Source organism: Pseudomonas alkylphenolica (assembly GCF_004025535.1).
In the GTDB taxonomy this organism is placed as follows: Bacteria; Pseudomonadota; Gammaproteobacteria; order Pseudomonadales; family Pseudomonadaceae; genus Aquipseudomonas; species Aquipseudomonas alkylphenolica_A.
This window is the reverse complement of the sequence record NZ_QJRG01000044.1, coordinates 411885-433192: the sequence shown is the minus strand read 5'-3', so window position 1 is coordinate 433192 and position 21308 is coordinate 411885. Positions and strand designations below refer to the sequence as shown.

Below are 21308 nucleotides of genomic sequence, written 5' to 3'. Positions count from 1 at the left end.
GCCAAGCCATCGTTAAGGGGCCTTAGCCGCTTTTTCGGCAGCCTGGGAATGAACGAGCTGTTGCTGCGCTTGCAGGTTGCTTTTACGTACCGCGTCGACAAAACCCTGAAACGGGACATCCGTCAGACCGACGAGGCCGAAGTGACCGTTCTCGCCATCAAGCAGACGGCCACTGGCAGGTTGATCCAGGTACTGGAACCAGTGCACGCCAACAATCGATGGCTCTGCCAGCGCGGCCTTGAGAAAGGCGGCATAGGCCGGCCCTCGCCCTTCTTCCTTGGCCACTTCCATCGGGCCCGGCCAGAACGGGCCGCGGTCACGCGAACCAAACTGGAATTCAGAGACCAGCACGGGCTTGTCCAGGGCATTGAGCTGGGCGAAGTCGTAGCCATCCTGAGGTTTTGGCGTATAGAAGTTGAAGCTCAGGACATCGCAAAATTCGGCACAGGCCGCCACCGCTTCCGGCGTGCTGACGGCGAAACGCCCACCCAGCAGCAGATGATTGGGTGCATGCCATTTGAGCGAGTCGGCGATGGTCTTGAAGTATGTTTCGGCGAAGACCTTCTGGAAGTACTGGAAGTCCGCTTCGATCTCGGGGTGTTCCGGGCTCGGTAACGGCGGTTCGAAGCCAGGGTCTTCCATCAATTCCCAAGCAGGCAGGTTGATACCCCAGGCCTTGGAAAGGCCTTCCTGGTTCCGGTACTTGTCACGCAGCTGCTTGAGAAATGCACGCTTGGCCGGCACGTCCGTGGTCAGTCGCAAGGTGCCATAGGCCAATGCGTAACGCGCCTTGGGGTCTTTACCTGGCGCTGCCCAGGCCAGCTCGTTGTCGGCAAAATAACCAATCAGCCAGGGGTCGTCGCGGTGGTCGCGGGCAGCGATGGCCACCGCACGCTCAGTGGCCATGGCAAAGCGCGGGTCAAACGGGTCAGGCATGCTGCCCCACCAGTCCATGCCCGTGCTGATGCTGGTGTAGTCACCAACAATCGACAGCGGCAGGGTGTACGGCAGACGATTGGCGTGGCCCAGGCCAGCATCGCTCCAGTTGCCCAGCGTGTTGAAACCCCAGGCCTGCAGGCGATCGAGACTGTGCCCCTGCCAACGCTGAATATCCAGCACCGGCGCCGGGCATTCCACGGCTGCAGTGGTGGCAGTAGCCGTTACCGGGGTACATGGCTTGCCATAGCTGCGCTCAAGGTTGGCGGCATAGAAGTCGAACCAGCGGCCCTGATTGAACTGGCGACCGCTCGACGAGCCGTTGCCGTCCTTGTTGTTGCCCTCGCCATAAAACTGCGCCAACGGCTCGCCGGCCTGGGGCAAGGCGGTGAACATCGATTCGCGCCCGGCAACGTAGGTGCGGCCACCGTCGGCAGCGACGGTGTTGACGCCCAGCGAGTAGAACGGATGACCTTCAGGGGTGATCAGGTACCAGCGCCCGTCCCGCTTCTCGGTCCTGAAGAAGCCCTTGCCGTCGAAGGCCGGCCCGCCGGTCACACCGCCAAACTGATCGCGCGGCAGTTGGCTGCGCTCGGCCAGCCAGCCCTTGAGCTGCTGTTGCTCACGGTTTGCCGCAACCTTCAATTGATCATCGCTGACGATCTTCTCTGGCCAACGACCCCGGGTTGATTGGCCATAGCCATCAATCAGCTCGCTGTACACGGCCTTTTGCACCTGGTCGTCATCCTGGATGCCGACACGCTCGATCATCAGGCTCTGGGCGACATTCGGCTGGCTCATCGACAGGGTTACCGACACCACTTGCTTGAGGTCCAGCGCCCCGCTGCTGCTGGTCAGCAACCAGCGCTGACCAGCGTGAACCCAGGGCATCGGCGGCCCGGCGCGCATGCCCTGGCTCAGCGGCGAGCTGGCCACCAGCGGCACCAGCACCGTTTGCGCCGGGCCCGCAGGCAGGTCGATGCGACTGGTGAGGGTCTTGCCATCACTGCTCAACACCGTGACATCAACCGTCAGCGGCCAGTCCATGCCGCTTTGCAGGCGCAACGTCATGGCCGTGGCAGCCGACCAGTCCCACGCACCAGCTTGCGGGCTCAGGCGCAGGCTTGGGCGCTGCACCGGATTGAACACGACCCGCCGCAACACCTCGCCCTCGGCCGTCTGCTCTGCGTTGTATTGCGGCAAGCTGGCGTCTTCAGTGGCCACGTTGACCACAGCGGCCGGACGCACGAAGCTGAACAGCGTCTGTTGCCCGGCCAGCAGCGGGGTGCTGAACATCAGGGCGAAGACAGCAGGCAAGGTACGGCGAATCATAGGGCTGGAGCTCTCCTTGAGGGCCCATGCGGGCCTTGAACTGAGTCATAGACAACACCCCGGAGCATAGATCCCCGGGGGTCAGGAAATTTCCCGTCGAAACGGCGGCAGCGCGTTGAGAATAGCCTTGCCATAACGCTGGGTGACCACGCGACGATCGAGCAGCGTGATCGTGCCGCGGTCTTCTTCGGTACGCAGCAAGCGACCACAGGCCTGGATCAGGCGCAGGGACGCGTCCGGCACGGCGATCTCCATGAACGGGTTACCACCACGCGCCTCGATCCACTCGGCCAACGCCGCCTCGACCGGGTCGTCCGGCACGGCGAAGGGGATCTTGGCGATTACCACGTGTTCGCAATAGGCACCTGGCAAGTCGACGCCTTCGGCAAAGCTCGCCAGGCCAAACAGCACACTGGAGTCGCCACCATCCACGCGCGCCTTGTGCTTGTTCAGGGTTTCCTGTTTGGACAGGTTGCCCTGGATGAACACCTGTTTACGCCAATCACGGTCCAGCCCGTCGAATACGTCCTGCATCTGCTTGCGCGAGGAGAACAGCACCAGCGAGCCACGCGATCCCTCGACCAGCTCCGGCAGGTCGCGGATGATTGCCGCCGTATGCGCGGCAGCATCGCGGGGGTCGGCACGCAGGTCCGGTACACGCAGAACACCGGCATCGGTGTGATGGAACGGGCTGGGCACCACGCTGGTGACTGCGTCCTTGGGCAAGCCGGCACGCATTCTGAAACGATCGAACTTACCCAGCGCCGTCAGCGTTGCCGAAGTGACGAGTGCGCCATGAGCCACGTTCCACAGGTTGCGCCGCAGCATCTCGGCAGCCAGGATCGGGCTGGCGTTGACCTCGATGTCGAACAGCGCCCCACTCTCGGCAAGGGTCAGCCAGCGCGCCATGGGCGGGCTGTCTTCCGGGTCTTCGGCGGTAAAGGCCGTCCACAGTTCCCAGTTGCCCTGGGCGCGCATCAACAGGCTGCCGAACAGCGGGTACCACTCTTCAGCCTGATGGCTGGCGATACCGATGTTGACCTCGGCATCCATCCCCTCTTTGAGCAACTCGGTCAAGCGGGTGAACAGGTCGGTCAGGCGCGAGAAGCCCTTCTTCAGTTCAATGCCCATTTCGCGCATGTGCTCGGGCACCACGCCGCCTTCAAAGCGGTGTCGGGGCCGCTCACGGCCTTCCATGTCTTCGCCGGGGCGGAAATCGGCCACCTGCTCGCAAGCGCTGAATATGAACTGCTGCTGCGCCTTGATCTCCCGCGCCAGCTCCGGCACCTGCTCGATCAATTTGCCCAGGTCACCTGGCAAAGGGTGTTGCGCCAGCAGTTTGGTCAGGTTCTTGGCGGTCTGCTCAAGCCAGTCGGCGGTGGAGCGCAGGCGGGTGTAATGGGCGAAATGGCCGATGGCCTTGTCTGGCAGGTGATGGCCTTCGTCAAACACGTAGATGGTGTCACGCGGGTCGGGCAGCACAGCGCCGCCGCCCAGGGCCAGGTCGGCCAGGACCATGTCATGGTTGGTGACAATGACGTCGACCTTGCCCATGCCTTCACGGGCCTTGTAGAACGTGCATTGCCCGAAGTTCGGGCAATGGCGGCCGGTGCACTGGCTATGGTCGGTGGTCAGGCGCGCCCAGTCCTGGTCTTCAAGGGCCTGGGGCCAGCTGTCGCGGTCACCGTCCCAACGGTTGCCAGCGAGCTTTTCGATCATGCTGGTAAACAGCTTCTGGCTGGCCTCATCGACCTCGATCTTGAAGCCTTCCTCCTCGAACAACGAGGCCGTGGCCGATTGCGCATGGCCTTCCTGCAGCAGCAGGTCGAGCTTGGACAGGCACAGATAGCGCCCCCGCCCCTTGGCCAGGGCAAACGTGAAGTTCAGGCCGCTGTTGCGCATGAGGTCGGGCAGGTCTTTAAAGACGATCTGCTCCTGCAGCGCCACCGTCGCCGTGGCGATCACCAGGCGCTTGCCGGCAGCTTTCGCCGCCGGGATCGAGGCCAGGCTGTAGGCAACGGTCTTGCCGGTACCGGTACCGGCTTCGACGGCCACCACGGCGGGGTCGCCCGAGCGTCGACCTTCGTCGTCGCAGGCAATATCGCCAAGCACCTTGGCCACTTCGGCAATCATCAGCCGCTGACCGTAGCGCGGCTTGAGGCTCTTGGCTTCGAGAAAACGCGAATAGGCGCCCTGAATGGTAGTTTTGAGTTCGTTGCTGATCATGGTGTCGGGGCGCCCGGAGGGCTGGATAAATTTTCAGTGTTTCGATCGGGTCGCTATCATACCCCGCTATTGCCCTTTGCGCCGAATGGAGATCCCGATGACCGCCTTTGCCCTTCCTTATAGCCTGCACGTTCTGGCCGCTGTTATCTGGGTCGGGGGAATGTTCTTCGCCTGGCTGATCCTGCGTCCCGCCATGGTTGCAGCCCTTGAAGGCCCCGATCGTCTGCGGCTGTGGGCAGAAGTGTTTCCGCGTTTTTTTCTATGGGTATGGATTGCGATTGCCGTGCTGGCGATCAGTGGTGTGGGCTTGCTGCACGTGCGCTTTGCCGGTTTTGACGGGGCGCCACGCTACGTGCAGGTGATGATGGGCGGCGGCATTGCGATGATTGCGCTGTTCATTCGTGTGCATTCGTTGCTGCTGCCGCAATTGCGCACGGCGGTGCAAGCACAAGACTGGCCGACAGGCGCTGCGGTCCTGGGAAAAATTCGCCGACTGGTCGGGATCAACCTGCTCTTGGGCATGGCGGTGATCGTGGTGGCGAGCACGCGCCTGTTGACTTGAGCGCAACCCGGGTTGATCAGGTCCGCAACGGGACCCTGATCAACCCTGCCCCGCTTTACAGGCGCTGAAGAATCAGTTCGCCCGTGGCACCTGCCAGCCCTGGCTGGCCGGCAACCCCGGGTTTGCCCGGTGCACCCGCTGCGGTGCGATACACCAGGCAGCCTTTACTCGCCCCGCCCGCGCCAGCCTTGCCAGCTGCCCCGGCCATACCGGGCGCCCCTCCATCCAGTTTTACCTGGATGCGCTCGACAGGAAACTCTGCAGGCAGCGTCAGGTGCACCCGACCACCGGCCGCGCCATCATGACCATCGCCACCATTGTCGCCATTGGCACCGCGGCTGGCTTGCCCCCACGTGCATCCGCCGGCCTTGCCGTTGGCGCCGTCAAGCCCGACATACCCCGGCGCACCAGCCCCACCACGGGCATCGATGGCCAGTACCGGCGCCTGCAATGTACGCACATTCAAGTCAAGGTTACGCCCGGCCATCGCTGCACGCTCATAGGTGCCCGGCGCACCACGCGCGGCAATCTGACTACCCTCGCCCAGTTGCGCCCGTGTCACCTCCAGGTGCAGCGTGCTCTCAGACGGGGCAATGGCGATGCGCGCTTCCTGGCCCAGGTGCAGTTCGTCCACCTTCAACTCGACCAGGCTGGCCGGCAACAGCAAAGTGGCGGCATCGGCAACCTCCAGACGCTGCAAATGCACGACACTGGATTTGTTCGGCAAACGCAGCACCGAATGCGGCGCGACACTGATCGACTCCGCCATCGCCAACGGGCTGAACAGTGCGGCTAACAGGACCAACTTACGCATGGGACTTCTCCTGACGGGGGGCCGGGATCGAAAGGACGTGAAAGATACCGACCAGCAGGATTTGCAAGCGGTCAAACCAGCGATGGCTGCGGCCACGCAGCCTGCCATTGAAGAACAGCACTTCCAGCGCGTGCAGACCCAGCAGCGCGAGGCCGGCAATACTGATCAGACGATCGAAAGGAAATACCTGGGGAATCAGCAGATTCACCAGCACCACCCACCAGAACACCACCGTCAAGGCTTTGCCCAGCCCCAGTAAGCCCTTCATTCCCGCCCCCTGCTCTTGTTCTTTTAATAGGCGATGCCAAGGACTTGGCATCGCTTGTAACAGTAACGGCTGGCATCGTCCGCTACCAGTAGCCTGGTTAATTAATGTGCAGCTCCACCCTGCGGTTCTGCGCGCGTCCGGCATCGGTGTCGTTGCCGGCAATGGGTTCGCTCTCGCCACGCCCCTGGCTGGTGACTTTGGCCGGCGCCAGGCCCTGGCTGATCAAGTACTCGGCAACACTGCTGGCGCGCCGCTCGGAAAGTGCCTGGTTGTAGGCATCCTCGCCCTGGCTATCGGTATGACCAATCACTTTGACACTGCGCACGCTGTCGGCATTTAGCTTGCTCATCAGCCCCTGCAACTGGCTTTTGGCATCAGCCGTCAATTCGGCGGAATCGAAGGCAAACATCACCGCGCCTTGATCGTTAAGGGTGATGACCTCGGAGGTGGTGGCTTGCGTCGCAGCTTGCGGATACTGCGGCAGTGGACAACCGTTATGGCTGACCGGGGTGTTGGCCGGAGTATCCGGACAACGGTCGCGCCGGTCGAAGACGCCATCCTCGTCTTCGTCGCCATCCTGGGCGTAACAGATCAAACCGCCGGCGATGGCGCCGGCCACACCGCCACCCGCGGCCCAGGCAGAACTTTCAATTGCCCCCAATCCACCGCCGACCAAACCACCGAGCAGGCTGCAGACTGGCCAAGTCCTTTGATTGAGTGGTGCGCTGCCATCACTGTGGGTGGCGCAACCGGAGAGCAGGCTTGCGGCAACCACAACGGGAATCGCAGCCTTGGAGAAAACACTCATGGGAATTGCTCCTGTGTCACCGGCGTTTGCCGGTCACACAGGAGTAAAGACCTGCCCGCAGTACTTCTCAAGCTGCAGGCCGGTGGTGCATCAACGGTCGATGCGGATTTCCACACGGCGGTTCATGGCCCGGCCTTCCGCAGTCGCGTTGTCAGCTTCCGGACGAGTTTCACCAGCCCCCTGCACCGAGACGAAGCTCGCGCGCGGCACACCATTACTGATCAGGTAGTCGGTCACAGAATGGGCACGTTGCTCCGACAGTTTCTGGTTGTAGGCATCACGACCAACGCTGTCGGTATGACCGGTCACGCTCAATTTCGCGGTTGGCGCTTCGTTTTTCAGACGGGTAGCGATGGTGTTCAAACGCTCTTTGTCGGCAGGCGTCAGCCTGGCAGAGTCAAACTCGAAGGTGACATCGCGAATGACAATGACCTCTTCTTTGACCACGGCAACTTCTTCGACCACGGCAGGTGGTGGGCAACCATCGGCATCGACCTGGACGCCACGCGGCGTACCCGGGCACTTGTCACGGCTGTCCGGCACGCCATCCCCGTCTTCATCGCCATCGCCATGTGCCCAGCAATAGCCAGCCGCCAGGCCGCCACCGAGCAACGCGCCCCAGCCTGCCCAACTCGAACTTTCTATGGCGCCCAGGGCCGCGCCACCTACACCCCCGACGGCTGCACACTTTGGCCAGTCGGTTTTTTGCAAACCTGCGCAACCAGTCAACACGCTGGTTAGCAGAACCAGAGGTAATGCGGTGCGTACTATGCTCATTTGTTGCAATCTCCTAGGGGGAATCAGTTCTTAACCGACGCTCTGGGAGTAAAGACCGCGCACACCATCTCCGCCAGCAATAAGCCATGATGCGGCCGTCAGCCACTATGCCTGGCGGTCCGCGACCGTTAGTCTTGACGCATCTGACCGAGGATTCCCGATGATTGACGGATTTTCCCAGCGCACGCCGCAACAAGCCCTGGCCGCGCTGCTTGAGCGCTACACCCCGCAACGACTATTGCTAGTGGGTACGCGTTTCCCTGCTCTTGAAGCCTTCGCCCAGGCCCATCCACAGGTCGAGATTGCTCAGGCCCAACCAGGGCCTTTGCCGGCTGCACTGGCAGCGCAACGGTTCGACCTGGCATTGCTGGTCGACTGCCTGGAGCACCTGCCCAAACGTGACGGCCTGCATTTACTGGGGGGTATCCGCAACCTCAATGCCAGCCGCGTGGCAGTGTTGGCCGACCTCAATGCCTGCGGCTGGCAAGACACCGACTTCTTTGCCTTGGCCCTGCAGGCCAACGAAAAGTTTCAGCGCGATGAGCAGGTACTGAGTCTGTTCACCTATGATCTACGTGAATACAAACAGGTCCCGGACTGGCTCAATGCCAAGTTCTGGGCCAACCCGCAAAATTTTGGCAAGTACTGGTGGTGAAACAATGAGTGTCTCGGTATGTCCCTGCGGCAGCGGTAATCTGCTCGACGCCTGTTGCGGGCACTATCACGCCGGGCATCCGGCCCCCGATGCCCAGGCACTGATGCGCTCGCGCTACAGCGCCTATGTGCTGGGGTTGCTCGACTATCTGGTGGAAACGACCCTGCCTGCGCAGCAGGCCGGCCTTGATCGAACCGCCATTGCCGCCTGGAGCTCGCAGAGCACCTGGCTGGGCCTTGAGGTGGAAAGTGCCGAGGTCTTCGGCGGCCAGCCCGAGCATGCCTTCGTCACGTTCACCGCCCGCTGGCACGACAGCGCCGGAGAACATAGCCACCGTGAACGTTCGGCGTTTGTACAGAACGCCGGGCGCTGGTACTTCATTGATCCCACCGTGGACCTGAAGGCCGGACGCAATGATGCCTGCCCCTGCGCCAGCGGGCAGAAATTCAAAAAATGTTGCGCCAGTTACCTGAGGAACTGATGCCTATGGCCCGCCTGTTGCTTTTCAGCCTTCTGATTCTGCAACTGACGGGCTGCGCCAGTTGGGGGGAAGACGACTACCGCAATCCCGAGGTCAGCCTGGTTCAGGTCGAAACCGTCAAGGCTCGCCTGATGCAGCAGGAGTTCATCCTCCACGTGCGGGTAAAGAATCTCAACGATGAACGCCTGTTCATTCGCTACCTCAATTATTCCGTGCGTCTGAACGACATGCTCCTGGCCGAGGGCGAAGAAAGCCTGTGGCGCAGCGTTGGTGCCAATACCCAGCGTACGTTCAAGATTCCGGTGCGCACCAACCTCTGGCAAAAGGTCAAACCCCTGGCCAAGATGCTCAAGGACAGCCAGGGCTCTTTGCACTATCGCCTCGATGGCGAACTCATCAGTGGATTAATCTTCGGTCGCAACCTGCACTTGTCGCGCAGTGGTGAGATAATTCCCGGCGATCTTTTACCGGAGTAACCTGCAATGACCCAGCAACCCCATGTTCATGGCCCTGACTGCAACCACGATCATGATCACCACGACCATGACCACGGCCATGTTCACGGTCCGCACTGCAACCACGGCCATCAAGAGCCGGTACGCAACGCCCTGAAGGACGTTGGCCGTAACGACCCGTGCCCATGCGGCAGCAACAAGAAGTTCAAGAAGTGCCACGGGGCCTGATACAGCCCCTGTAACAGCGGTCGTCGCCTGTGGTATCCATAGGCGCGACTGCTGCGCTGTGGCGCAGCTGCCAGTCATTCGACGGAGCGTGCCATGATCGACCTGTATTACTGGACTACCCCCAACGGCCACAAGATCACCCTGTTTCTGGAAGAGTCCGGGCTGCCCTACACCCTGCACCCGATCAACATCGGTAAAGGTGAGCAATTCGCCGCCGACTTCCTGCGCATCGCCCCGAACAACCGCATCCCCGCCATCGTCGACAACCAGCCGCTCGACGGCCAGCCGCCACTGTCATTGTTCGAGTCCGGAGCCATTTTGCTGTACCTGGCCGAGAAAACCGGACAGTTCATTCCCCAGGACCTGCGCGGTCGCCAGCAAGTGCTGCAATGGCTGTTCTGGCAAATGGGCGGGTTGGGCCCGATGGCCGGGCAGAATCACCACTTCAATCGCTTCGCCCCGGACAAGATCCCCTACGCGATCCAACGCTACGTGGACGAAACCGCACGCTTGTATGGCGTACTCGACAAACGCCTGGCTGACCGACCGTTCGTCGCCGGCGACGCGTACAGCATCGCCGACATGGCGATCTACCCATGGATCGTTCCGCACACCTGGCAGCAGCAGAATCTCGACGATTTCCCGGCCCTCAAGGGCTGGTTTGAGCGCATTCAGGCACGTCCGGCCACCCAGCGCGCTTATGCCCTGATCGAACAGGTCAACCCACCGCCACAGTAAGCCGCGCCGACACGCTGCAGAGCACTGAAAATAAAGGCTGTGCTCCGCTTGCATGGCGCGGTCGGGCTCACTAACGTAGCGCCTTTTAGACGCCACGCCCTGCAGGAGCCCGACCATGGCCGCGCCAGCCTTCCCCCCTTTTCTCCCCCGGTTCGGCGTAGCCGCAGCGATGTTCGGCTTGCTTGCCCTGGGGGGCTGCCAGGTCGGCGGCTACCGCGACAGCGTGCCGCCAAGCACCGGCGTGCAACCGCTAAAAGGCCTGGCGCAGAGCGTGTCGGTGCGGCGCAATGCCCTGGGCATGCCGCTGATTGAAAGCAGCAACTTCCACGACGCCCTGTTTGCGCTGGGTTACGTGCATGCCGGTGATCGTATCGGGCAAATGGTCAGCATGCGCTTGCTGGCACAGGGGCGGCTGGCCGAACTGGCCGGGCCCGACGTACTGGAAGTCGACCGTCTGATGCGTGCGGCCCACCTCAAACAGACCGCCAACCAGCTCTATGCGGATGCCTCGCCACGCCTCAAGCGCTTCTTCGAAGTCTACGCCCGGGGCGTCAACGCCTACCTGTTCCGTTACCGCGACCGGTTGCCGGCGCCGTTGGCGCAAAGTGGCTACCGCCCGGAGTACTGGAAGCCCGAAGACTCGGCGCTGATCTTCACTTTGTTCAACTTCAGCCAGTCGGTGAACGTGCAAGAGGAACTGGCAGCACTGACCCTGGCGCAGAAAGTCGGCAGCGACAAGCTGCCGTGGCTGTTGCCCAGCTACCCGGATGAGCCGCTGCCAATGTCCGAGGCCGACAAGCTCAAGGGCCTGAACCTGGGTAGTCAGTTGCCTGGCCTGGCCGCACTGACTGCTGCCAGCGAACAGCTGGCTGCCCTCAATCTGCTGGGCAGTGCCGGCTCCAGCAACTGGGCGATCGCGCCACAGCGAAGCCGCAGCGGCAAGAGCCTGTTGGCCGGCGACACCCTCGGTGCCTGGGCAATGACGCCGGTGCAGCTCAGAACCCCGAAATACCAGGGCGCCGGAGTCAGCATCGCCGGTCTGCCGCTGCTGCTGTCAGGGTACAACGGCAAGCTGGCCTGGAGCGCCAGCGCGGTCATGGCCGACAACCAGGACCTGTACCTAGAACGGCTCAAGCGCGAAGGCAATCGACTGCTGTATCAGGCTGATGGCAAATGGCTGCCTGCCCAGGCCCGCAACGAGACCTTCTTTATCAAGGGCCAGCGTCCGCAACGTGAAACCCTTTACGACACCCGTCACGGCACCCTGCTCGGACAGACGCAAAATGCCGGCCTCGGCCTGGCCCTGCAACTGCCGCAGCTCAGGGGCGACAAGAGCCTGGACGCGTTCTTTGACCTGTCGCGCGCGCAAAACGTCGAACGCGCCTTCGACAACACCCGGGAAATCGGCGCTTCGGCGCTGAATTTCGTCTTTGCCGACGCCAGCAACATCGGCTGGCAAGTCAGCGGGCGCTTCCCCAACCGCCGCGAAGGCCAGGGCCTGCTGCCTTCTCCGGGCTGGGAAGGGCGTTACGACTGGGATGGCTATGCCGACCCGATGCTCCACCCCTACGACCAGGACCCGCCGCAGGGCTGGCTCGGCAATGCCAACCAGCGTAGCGTCCCCAAGGGCTATGGCATGCAGCTTTCCAACAGCTGGTATTACCCTGAGCGTGCCGAACGCCTGGGCCAGCTGGCCGGTAACGGCAAGCACGACAGCCGCAGCCTGATCACCATGCAGAACGACCAGACCACGCTATTTGCCGCCAAGCTCAAGCAAATGTTCGAAGCGCCCGGCATGGCCCAGCCGCTCAAGCAAGCCATCGAGGCCTTGCCTGGCGATCAACGCCCGAAAGCGCGGGAAGCCTACACACGGTTGATGGCCTTCGATGGACGCCTGAGCACCACCTCGGCAGACGCCGCACTGTATGAGCTGTTCCTGCAGGAAAGCGCAAAGCTCACCTTCCTTGACGAGCTGGGCCCGGAATCGTCAGCAACCTGGAAGGCCTTTGTCGGCAACGCCCGCCTTTCTTACTCGGCCCAGGCCGACCACTTGCTGGGCCGCGAAGACAGCCCGTTCTGGGATGACCGGCGCACTGCACAAATCGAGGACAAACCTGCCATCCTCGCCCGCAGCCTGGCGGCCGCAGTCAATGCTGCAGAATCGCAGCTGGGCAACGACCGCAAGGCCTGGCAATGGGGCAAGCTGCACCAGTACCGCTGGCCGGCCGCAACTTTCCATGGCCTGGGTGATGCCGTCAGCCGCAAGCCGCAGGCCACCGGTGGCGACCATAGCACCCTGAACCTGGCGCCTTATGCCTGGGGTGCGGACTTCAATGCAGAGCTGGCTCCATCCCTGCGCATGGTGGTGGATTTCGGCCAGGTTGAACCCCTGCAATTGCTCAGCAGCAGCGGTCAGTCCGGCAACCCGGCCAGCCCGCACTTTGCCGACGGCCTGGACGCCTGGTTCAACGGCCGCTACATGAGCCTGCCGCTGCAACCGCAGAACTTTGATCGTGCCTACGGCAACAAGCGCCTGAGCCTGGTGCCGGGCAAGTAACCCTTCCCTCGCAGCCGGCGCAATGCCGGCTGCGCTGATCCAAATCAACAGCCCCCGCGTACAAATCCTCTACAACCAGCCTGGGACGTACTCACGCCCCAGCGTTGCCTGATGAATCATAAAAACGATTGCACGCCCGCATGAAGGGACCTCCCGGGCCGGGCGAATAAAGGAATATGCAATGGCTTCCGTCCGTTCGCGTCTGGCCCTGTGCGCCATGACCCTGCTACTGATCCCTGTTCTTCATGCCCGTGAGCCGATAGCGGCAACGGATTCTGAGCCGGTCGACACGGCGCTGATCGATCGCGGCAAATATGTTGCCCAACTGGGTGACTGCATCGCTTGTCATACGGCACCGCAGGGCGCGTTGATGGCGGGCGGCCTGCAATTGCAGACGCCGATGGGCACGATCTACTCGAGCAACATCACGCCGGACCCTGACACCGGTATCGGCCGCTACAGCTTCGAGCAGTTCGACCGGGCCATGCGCGAAGGGGTAAATGCCGAGGGCACCCACCTCTACCCCGCCATGCCCTACCCGTCCTACGCGAAGATGACCGAAGCGGACATGCGCGCGCTGTATACCTACCTGATGGAAGACGTCGCGCCGGTCAATCAGGCCGATCTGCCGGCGCAGATGAGCTGGCCGTTCAGCATGCGTTGGGGGCTGGCACTGTGGAACTGGGTGTTCCTCGACGACCAGCCGTTTGAGCCAGACCCCAAACGTCCTGCGTTGATCAACCGTGGCGCCTATCTGGTGCAAGGCCTGGGTCATTGTGGTGCCTGCCATACCCCTCGTGGCATCGCTTTTCAGGAAAAGGCCATGAGCGATGCCGGCAGCAGCGGCAAGCACTTCCTTGCCGGCGAGACTGTAGAGCACTGGCGCGCGCTAAGCTTGCGCAACCTGTGGACGGTGCCGGATACCGTGCAACTGCTGAAAACCGGGCAGAACCGTTTTGCAACGGTCTCCGGCAACATGGTCGATGTGATTCATCACAGCACCCAGCACTTCAGCGACGCCGACCTGACGGCCATAGCCAGTTACCTGAAGTCGCTGCCACCGGGTGAAAACGACCGACCCATGCCGGCGCTGCCTCTTACCCGGGCCTCGGCGCCAGACGACCTGTTCAGCAGCCGTGGCGGGCTGGGTTACACCCAGTTCTGCAGTGATTGCCACCGCGCCGATGGGGCCGGTGTACCAGGCATGTTCCCGCCACTGGCCGGTAACCCGAGCGTTGCCTCACGCGATCCGACGTCACTGCTGCACATCACCCTGACCGGCTGGAAGTCGGCGCAAACCACCACCCATTCGCGGGTTTTCAGCATGCCCGGCTTCGATCGCCTTGCCGATCAGGAGATTGCCGAAATCCTCAGTTTCGTGCGCAGTCGCTGGGGTAACAACAGCACGGCGGTCACTCCGGCCCAGGTGAAAAAACTGCGCGATTCACTCAACCCACAACCTTCAGATTCCACCGCCTTCGACACCCCGCGCCTGGCCAACCTGCTGATGGCCACGAACGCCGATCAAGTGATCCGTGGCATGCGCCTGCACCTGCAAACCAAGGCGCTACTGCCCGACAACGTCGGCAATGCCCTGAATTGCACCAGCTGTCACCTGAACGCCGGCACGGTGGCCGATGGCTCCCCCTTTGTCGGCGTGTCCGCCTTTTTCCCCGGTTATGCACCCCGTGCGGGCAAGGTGATCACTCTGGAAGAACGCATCAATGGGTGTTTCCGCCGCTCAATGAACGGTAAACCGATTCCGGCGCAATCACCGGACATGCAGGCTATGGTGGCTTATTTCGACTGGATGAAGAACAACACCCAACCCGGCGACAAAGTCGCCGGGCGCGGTGTCGGCAAGATCGATCCTGCGATCAAGCCCGACCTTGGCAACGGCCAACAGGTGTACGCCACGCAGTGTGCAGTGTGCCATGGTGTCAGCGGCGAAGGGCTGGCCCACGAGGACGGCAACCTGATATTCCCACCGCTGTGGGGTGATCAATCCTTCAATATCGGTGCAGGAATGGCGCGTACCTATACCGCCGCAGCGTTCGTCAAACGCAACATGCCGATCGGCTTTCACGGGCGCTTTCCGTTGGGTCAGGGTGGTCTGAGCGATCAGGAGGCGGTGGATGTCGCCGCCTGGTTCTCGCAGCAGCCGCGTCCGGACTTCCCGGACAAGGTCAACGACTGGCCCAACGGCGGCAAACCGGTGGATGCCCGTTACTGAAGTGATCGCTCAACGCGCATCAGGGCTGTGGAGAGAAATTTGCTGTCATGGTGAAGTCAGGCATCGAGCGGTAACGCTCGGTGCCATCCCGATGAAGCTCTATGCTTACATCATCATGCCGTCGGCGCTGCGCCGCCCGGTGTCTTTTTCGCCTCGCCGAACGGCGCTGGCCGGAATTCCCAGGACCGACTCACTAGGACTGATATGCATCATTCGACCCACGACATTCTGGCCCCGGTTCCAGGTATCGCCCGCCAGATCCATAGCTTTCATTTCGGCCCCCGTGGCGCCGGCAAGATCTACATCCAGGCGTCACTGCATGCTGACGAACTGCCCGGCATGCTGGTCGCCTGGCACCTCAAGCAGCGCCTGGGCGAACTCGAGGCACAGGGAGCGCTGCGTCGGGAGATCGTGCTGGTGCCGATTGCCAACCCGGTAGGCCTCGAACAGGTATTGATGGATGTGCCGCTTGGCCGCTACGAACTGCAGAGTGGCGAGAACTTCAACCGCAACTTCGTCGACCTCAGCGACAGCATCGGCGACCAGATCGAAGCCCATCTGAACCAGGACCCTGCGCACAACCTCACCCTCATCCGCGAGTGCCTGCGCCGCGCGCTGGATGCCCAGCCCGCCCATACGCCGCTGCAGTCGCAGCGCCTGGCCTTGCAGCGCCTGGCCTGTGATGCCGAGATGGTGCTGGATCTGCACTGCGATTTCGAAGCCGTCGCCCACCTGTACACCACCCCTGAGGCCTGGCCTCAGGTCGAGCCGCTGGCGCGCTACCTTGGCGCCCAGGCCAACCTGCTTGCCACCGACTCAGGCGGACAATCCTTCGACGAATGCTTCACCCTGGTCTGGTGGCAACTGCAGCAGCGCTTCGCCAAGCACTTCCCGATCCCCCAGGGCAGTTTCTCGGTCACTATCGAATTGCGCGGCCAAGGCGACGTCAGCCATCCGCTGGCCGAAAAAGATTGCGCGGCGATCCTGGCCTACCTGACGCAGTACGGTGCCATTGAAGGCAACACCAGCGCACCGCCACCGCTGATGTACCCGGCCACACCGCTGGCCGGCGTAGAACCTGTGGTAACGCCCCTGGGGGGATTGCTGGTGTTTCACGCTGCGCCCGGGCAGTACCTGGAAGCAGATCAATTGATCGCCGAGGTCATCGATCCGCTCAACGATCGCGTTACTCCCGTGCGCAATCTGCAGCCCGGGCTGCTTTACGCCCGCTCGTTGCGACGCATGGCCACCGCTGGCATGGTCATCGCACACGTGGCAGGCCGCCAGGCCTACCGCAGTGGCTACCTGCTGTCGCCTTGAGCCGCCACTCTCAACGCTACACGCATGAGCTTCAGGCCACAGGCGCCGGAGGTGGCTCGTCTGGCAAGGTGGGTTCGCCCGGTTCCATCGGCTGCCCTTCGCCCGGAGGTGGCTGATCAGGGGTATCGGGGTCAGGCTGACCGGGTACACCGCCAGCGTGGATGCTGTGGGGATGCGGATGAGCCAGTAGCGACCAGGCCAGCACCCCGACATGATTGGGCTGCAACACGGCCAGTTTGGCGCTGATGCTCGGGTCGAGTTTCATGGACGACTCCTGGGTGAGGTTCGCCAGGCCTGTTGCCTGGCGAAACGGTTCACTGCATTGGAGTCTACAAGCGGCGAGGAATTCCCGCGTTTTGTCGGCTCACGTGCGAGGCAGGGTGACGCCGCGCTGCCCCTGGTATTTACCACCACGATCCTTGTAGGACACCTCACACTCTTCATCGGATTCGAGGAAGAGCATCTGTGCCACGCCTTCGTTGGCGTAGATTTTCGCCGGCAAGGTGGTGGTGTTGGAGAACTCCAGGGTAACGTGGCCTTCCCACTCTGGCTCAAGCGGGGTCACGTTGACGATGATGCCGCAGCGGGCGTAGGTGCTTTTGCCCAGGCAGATGGTCAGGACGTTGCGCGGAATGCGGAAGTACTCGACGGTGCGGGCCAGGGCGAAGGAGTTGGGCGGAATGATGCAGACGTCGCTTTTGACATCGACAAAGCTGCCCGCGTCGAAGTTTTTCGGATCGACGGTCGCCGAGTTGATATTGGTGAACACCTTGAACTCGTCGGCGCAGCGCACGTCGTAGCCGTAGCTTGATACACCGAAGGAAATCAGCCGGTTATCGCTCTCGCCACGCACCTGGCGTTCGACGAACGGCTCGATCATGCCGTGTTCCTGCGCCATGCGGCGAATCCACTTGTCCGATTTGATGCTCATGGCGGGTGTCCTGAAAGTAGCGAGGTGAAAAATATCTGTGGCGCATCTTACCGGGCCTGGCGCCTGGTTCAAAGTTCCATCCGCCGTCACGCGTCGAATCCACGTATCACGGGGCTTTGCGGCCGACCGGTAGCACCGTCAGTCATGATTTGCGCGAAAGCTCAACAAGACCATTGGCACGTTCTGGAAAAACGGTTATGGTGACGCCACTGTGCTGCACGTGTCACTGAGAATATCTACCTGATGCAAGATTTCGATCAACCCATCTTCATGAATTTTCTGCCTCTTTGCACTCAGTCTCGGCCAGGGCGTTTCCTGAGTCGTAGTTAACTTTGTCCAAGGAGACAGACCATGTCCAATCGCCAAACCGGTACCGTTAAGTGGTTCAACGATGAAAAAGGCTTCGGCTTCATCACCCCACAATCCGGTGACGACCTGTTCGTACACTTCAAAGCCATCAAAGCTGACGGCTTCAAAAGCCTGAAAGAAGGCCAACAGGTTTCTTTCATCGCTACTCGCGGTCAGAAAGGCATGCAGGCTGAGGAAGTAGAAGTTATCTAACTTCTGCTTTACAGCTTGAAGAAAGCCCCGCCCTTAACAGGCGGGGCTTTTTTTTGCCCTGGGAAAACTTCGCGGGTAAACCCGCTCCTACAGGGATGTTGTAGGAGCGGGTTTACCCGCGAATGAGCCCTATCAGTCTTCGCTGATGGTGATATTAGGCATCGCCGGCGTAGCGGCCTCTTGCAACACGATCCGCGCACCCACCTGGCGGGCCAGCTCCTGATAGACCATGGCAATCTGGCTTTCCGGCTCGGCGATGGCTGTCGGCTTACCGCTGTCGGCCTGCTCGCGAATCAGCATCGACAACGGTAGCGAGGCCAGCAGTTCCACCCCGTACTGGGAGGCCAGCTTTTCACCGCCGCCCTCACCAAACAGGTGTTCGGCATGGCCGCAGTTCGAACAGATGTGCACAGCCATGTTCTCGACTACACCCAGTACTGGGATGTTGACCTTGCGGAACATCTCCACGCCTTTCTTGGCGTCAATCAGTGCCAGGTCCTGAGGAGTGGTGACGATCACTGAGCCGGCCACCGGGACTTTTTGCGCCAGGGTCAGCTGGATATCACCCGTTCCCGGCGGCATATCGATCACCAGATAGTCGAGGTTGTCCCAGGCGGTCTGTGTCACCAGCTGCAGCAGGGCACCGGAGACCATCGGCCCACGCCAGACCATCGGCGTGTTGTCATCGGTCAGGAACGCCATGGACATGACTTCCACACCATGCGCCTTGAGCGGCACGAACCATTTCTGATCACGTACCTGTGGTCGGGTGCGCTCGGGGATACCAAACATCACCCCCTGGCTCGGGCCATAGATGTCGGCATCGAGAATGCCCACCCGAGCCCCTTCGCGGGCCAGCGCCAGGGCCAGGTTGGCAGCGGTCGTGGACTTGCCCACGCCGCCCTTGCCTGAGGCCACGGCAATGATGTTCTTGACGTTGGCCATACCCGGGATCTGCGCCTGGGACTTGTGCGCAGCGATCACGCAATCGATCTCGACCCGCGCCGCGTCCACGCCGTCGATACCTTCGATGGCCGTTTGCAGCACCTGGGCCCAGCCATTCTTGAACAGGCCGGCGGCATAACCCAGCTGCAGCTGGACATTGACCCGTGCCCCCTGGATATCAATGGCCTGCACACAGCCGGCACTGACCGGATCCTGGTTCAGGTAAGGATCGGTGTATTGGCGAAGAACGGCTTCGACGGCGGCGCGAGTGACGGCACTCATGGAGACTCCCGTGATAAAGACTGAGCAAAACAGACCACTATGCTAACCCGCAAGACAACCGGAGTTACGTCCATGGGGTGAAATAAATTTCCCGGCGTTTTATAGTGGCCGATCACCGTTTCATCTCTAGTAGCCGAAAAAAGTAGCCGAGCCCCCATGTCCGAGCCACGTCAGATTCTCGTCACCAGCGCCCTGCCCTATGCCAATGGTTCCATTCACCTTGGCCATATGCTCGAGTACGTCCAGACAGACATGTGGGTGCGCTTCCAGAAACTACGCGGCAACCAGTGCGTGTATGTCTGTGCCGACGACGCCCACGGCTCGGCCATCATGCTGCGCGCCGAAAAGGAAGGCATTACCCCCGAGCAGCTGATTGCCGCCGTTCAGGCTGAGCATAGCGGCGACTTCGCCGACTTCCTGGTCGAGTTCGACAACTTCCACTCGACCCACGCCGAAGAAAACCGAGAGTTGTCGAACCAGATCTACCTCAAGCTGCGCGACGCCGGGCACATTGCCACCCGCTCGATCACCCAGTATTTCGACCCGGACAAGAAAATGTTCCTGGCCGACCGCTTCATCAAGGGCACCTGCCCCAAGTGTGCGGCAGAGGATCAATACGGCGACAACTGTGAAAAATGCGGCGCCACCTATGCCCCGACCGAGCTGAAGAACCCCAAGTCGGCGATTTCCGGCGCCACCCCGGTGCTCAAGGATTCCCAACACTTCTTCTTCAAGCTGCCCGACTTCCAGGCCATGCTCCAGCAGTGGACCCGCAGCGGCACCCTGCAGGACGCCGTGGCCAACAAGATCGCCGAGTGGCTGGATGCCGGCCTGCAGGAATGGGACATTTCCCGTGATGCGCCATACTTCGGTTTCGAGATCCCTGATGAGCCGGGCAAGTATTTCTATGTGTGGCTCGATGCGCCAATCGGCTACATGGCCAGCTTCAAGAACCTCTGCGCCCGTCGTCCCGAGCTGGACTTCGACGCGTTCTGGAACAAGGACTCCAAGGCCGAGCTGTACCACTTCATCGGCAAGGACATCGTCAACTTCCACGCCCTGTTCTGGCCTGCCATGCTCGAAGGCGCCGGCTTCCGCAAGCCGACCGGCATCAACGTGCACGGCTACCTGACGGTCAACGGTTCGAAAATGTCCAAGTCACGCGGCACTTTCATCAAGGCCCGCACCTACCTGGACCACCTGGCACCGGAATACCTGCGTTACTACTACGCCTCCAAGCTCGGCCGTGGCGTCGACGACCTCGACCTGAACCTCGAAGACTTCGTGCAGAAGGTCAACTCCGACCTGGTCGGTAAAGTGGTCAACATTGCCAGCCGCTGCGCCGGCTTCATCCACAAAGGCAACGACGGCGTGATGGTTGACGGCGATGCCGCGCCAGAACTGACCGAAGCCTTCCTCGCTGCTGCACCGGGCATCGCTGAAGCCTACGAAGGCCGCGACTTTGCCCGTGCCATGCGTGAAATCATGGGCCTGGCCGACCGCGCCAACGCCTGGATCGCCGACAAGGCGCCGTGGTCGCTGGCCAAGCAGGAAGGCAAGCAGGACGAAGTCCAGGCGATCTGCGCCCAGGGCATCAACCTGTTCCGCCAACTGGTGATTTTCCTCAAGCCGGTACTGCCATTGCTGGCCGCCGACGCCGAGGCATTCCTCAACGTCGCCCCGCTGACCTGGAACGACCACCAGACACGCCTGACCAACCACAAGTTGAACCCGTTCAAGGCGCTGATGAACCGTATCGAGCCTGCCAAGGTCGAGGCCATGGTCGCCGCCAGCAAGGAAGACCTGGCTGCCAGCCAGACTTCCGTGGCCACCGGCAATGGCGAACTGACCAAGGACCCGCTGTCGGCCGAAATCGACTTCGACACCTTTGCCGCCGTCGACCTGCGTGTAGCCCTGATCCTCAAAGCCGAAGCGGTTGAAGGTGCTGACAAGCTGCTGCGCCTGACCCTGGATATCGGTGACGAACAGCGCAACGTGTTCTCCGGCATCAAGTCGGCCTACCCGGACCCGGCCAAGCTCGAAGGTCGCCTGACCATGATGATCGCCAACCTCAAGCCGCGCAAAATGCGCTTTGGCGTATCCGAAGGCATGGTCATGGCCGCCGGCCCTGGCGGTGAAGAAATCTACCTGCTCAGCCCTGACAGCGGCGCCAAGCCAGGTCAGCGCATCAAGTAAGCC

Annotated in this window: 20 protein-coding genes; 11 read left to right on the top strand and 9 right to left on the bottom strand. The window is 61.7% G+C overall.

The features are described 5' to 3' along the window. Positions 1–12 precede the first annotated feature (12 nt). Both DM813_RS14735 and dinG read right to left on the bottom strand, forming a co-directional pair. Positions 13–2268, bottom strand: a complete 2256-nt coding sequence (locus DM813_RS14735) for a beta-agarase (protein WP_128324122.1) — start codon at positions 2266–2268, stop codon at positions 13–15. Positions 2269–2349: 81 nt separating this feature from the next. Further along, positions 2350–4494, bottom strand: a complete 2145-nt coding sequence (gene dinG / locus DM813_RS14730) for an ATP-dependent DNA helicase DinG (protein WP_128324121.1) — start codon at positions 4492–4494, stop codon at positions 2350–2352. Positions 4495–4591: 97 nt separating this feature from the next. Here dinG and DM813_RS14725 point away from each other — a divergent pair, with 97 nt between their 5' ends. After that, positions 4592–5056: a CopD family protein gene (locus tag DM813_RS14725; RefSeq protein WP_128324120.1), complete on the top strand. Its 465-nt coding sequence runs from the start codon at positions 4592–4594 to the stop codon at positions 5054–5056. A gap of 55 nt (positions 5057–5111) precedes the next feature. On the opposite strand, the gene DM813_RS14720 is transcribed toward DM813_RS14725, so the two are convergent. From DM813_RS14720 to DM813_RS14705, 4 genes are all read right to left on the bottom strand, one after another. After that, on the bottom strand, positions 5112–5870 hold the full coding sequence (locus tag DM813_RS14720) for a collagen-like protein (RefSeq protein WP_128324119.1): 759 nt from the start codon (positions 5868–5870) through the stop codon (positions 5112–5114). After that, on the bottom strand, positions 5863–6138 hold the full coding sequence (locus DM813_RS14715) for a DUF1145 domain-containing protein (RefSeq protein WP_128324118.1): 276 nt from the start codon (positions 6136–6138) through the stop codon (positions 5863–5865). The genes DM813_RS14720 and DM813_RS14715 overlap by 8 nt, the downstream gene beginning before the upstream one ends. 97 nt (positions 6139–6235) lie before the next feature. Beyond that, positions 6236–6946, bottom strand: a complete 711-nt coding sequence (locus tag DM813_RS14710; RefSeq protein ID WP_128324117.1) for an OmpA family protein — start codon at positions 6944–6946, stop codon at positions 6236–6238. Between the two features lie 90 nt (positions 6947–7036). Further along, positions 7037–7723, bottom strand: coding sequence for an OmpA family protein (locus DM813_RS14705; protein ID WP_128324116.1), 687 nt, complete (start codon positions 7721–7723; stop codon positions 7037–7039). A 160-nt stretch (positions 7724–7883) separates the two neighbouring features. Here DM813_RS14705 and DM813_RS14700 point away from each other — a divergent pair, with 160 nt between their 5' ends. The 8 genes from DM813_RS14700 (at position 7884) to DM813_RS14665 (ending at position 16390) form a co-directional block, all read left to right on the top strand. Beyond that, positions 7884–8378 (top strand): DUF6231 family protein, encoded by a 495-nt coding sequence (locus DM813_RS14700; RefSeq protein WP_128324115.1) that lies wholly within the window; start codon positions 7884–7886, stop codon positions 8376–8378. 4 nt (positions 8379–8382) lie between these two features. After that, entirely contained in the window at positions 8383–8859 is a 477-nt protein-coding gene (locus DM813_RS14695) for a YchJ family protein (protein WP_128324114.1), read from the top strand. Between the two features lie 5 nt (positions 8860–8864). Continuing rightward, positions 8865–9335: an LEA type 2 family protein gene (locus DM813_RS14690; protein ID WP_241653178.1), complete on the top strand. Its 471-nt coding sequence runs from the start codon at positions 8865–8867 to the stop codon at positions 9333–9335. A gap of 6 nt (positions 9336–9341) precedes the next feature. After that, positions 9342–9542, top strand: coding sequence for an SEC-C metal-binding domain-containing protein (locus DM813_RS14685; RefSeq protein WP_038607838.1), 201 nt, complete (start codon positions 9342–9344; stop codon positions 9540–9542). 93 nt (positions 9543–9635) lie between these two features. Next, positions 9636–10280 (top strand): glutathione binding-like protein, encoded by a 645-nt coding sequence (locus DM813_RS14680; RefSeq protein WP_128324112.1) that lies wholly within the window; start codon positions 9636–9638, stop codon positions 10278–10280. A gap of 115 nt (positions 10281–10395) precedes the next feature. Then, on the top strand, positions 10396–12837 hold the full coding sequence (locus DM813_RS14675; protein ID WP_128324111.1) for a penicillin acylase family protein: 2442 nt from the start codon (positions 10396–10398) through the stop codon (positions 12835–12837). 181 nt (positions 12838–13018) lie between these two features. Continuing rightward, entirely contained in the window at positions 13019–15070 is a 2052-nt protein-coding gene (locus DM813_RS14670) for a c-type cytochrome (protein WP_128324110.1), read from the top strand. A 204-nt stretch (positions 15071–15274) separates the two neighbouring features. Next, on the top strand, positions 15275–16390 hold the full coding sequence (locus DM813_RS14665) for a succinylglutamate desuccinylase/aspartoacylase family protein (protein WP_128324109.1): 1116 nt from the start codon (positions 15275–15277) through the stop codon (positions 16388–16390). A 31-nt stretch (positions 16391–16421) separates the two neighbouring features. Here DM813_RS14665 and DM813_RS14660 read toward each other — a convergent pair whose 3' ends face one another. Both DM813_RS14660 and dcd read right to left on the bottom strand, forming a co-directional pair. Further along, positions 16422–16655: a hypothetical protein gene (locus DM813_RS14660; protein WP_128324108.1), complete on the bottom strand. Its 234-nt coding sequence runs from the start codon at positions 16653–16655 to the stop codon at positions 16422–16424. A gap of 99 nt (positions 16656–16754) precedes the next feature. Continuing rightward, positions 16755–17321: a dCTP deaminase gene (gene dcd, locus DM813_RS14655; protein WP_028943496.1), complete on the bottom strand. Its 567-nt coding sequence runs from the start codon at positions 17319–17321 to the stop codon at positions 16755–16757. A gap of 351 nt (positions 17322–17672) precedes the next feature. Here dcd and DM813_RS14650 point away from each other — a divergent pair, with 351 nt between their 5' ends. Next, a complete protein-coding gene (locus tag DM813_RS14650) occupies positions 17673–17882 on the top strand; it encodes a cold-shock protein (RefSeq protein WP_028943495.1) in 210 nt (69 codons plus the stop codon). Positions 17883–18014: 132 nt separating this feature from the next. Here the strand turns inward: DM813_RS14650 and apbC are convergent, their stop codons facing one another. Beyond that, positions 18015–19109 (bottom strand): iron-sulfur cluster carrier protein ApbC, encoded by a 1095-nt coding sequence (apbC, locus tag DM813_RS14645; protein WP_128324107.1) that lies wholly within the window; start codon positions 19107–19109, stop codon positions 18015–18017. A gap of 156 nt (positions 19110–19265) precedes the next feature. Between apbC and metG the strand changes: the two genes are divergently transcribed. After that, positions 19266–21305 carry a methionine--tRNA ligase gene (gene metG / locus DM813_RS14640; RefSeq protein ID WP_128324106.1) on the top strand — a complete coding sequence of 680 codons (2040 nt, stop codon included), beginning with the start codon at positions 19266–19268 and terminating at the stop codon, positions 21303–21305. Positions 21306–21308: the final 3 nt, after the last annotated feature.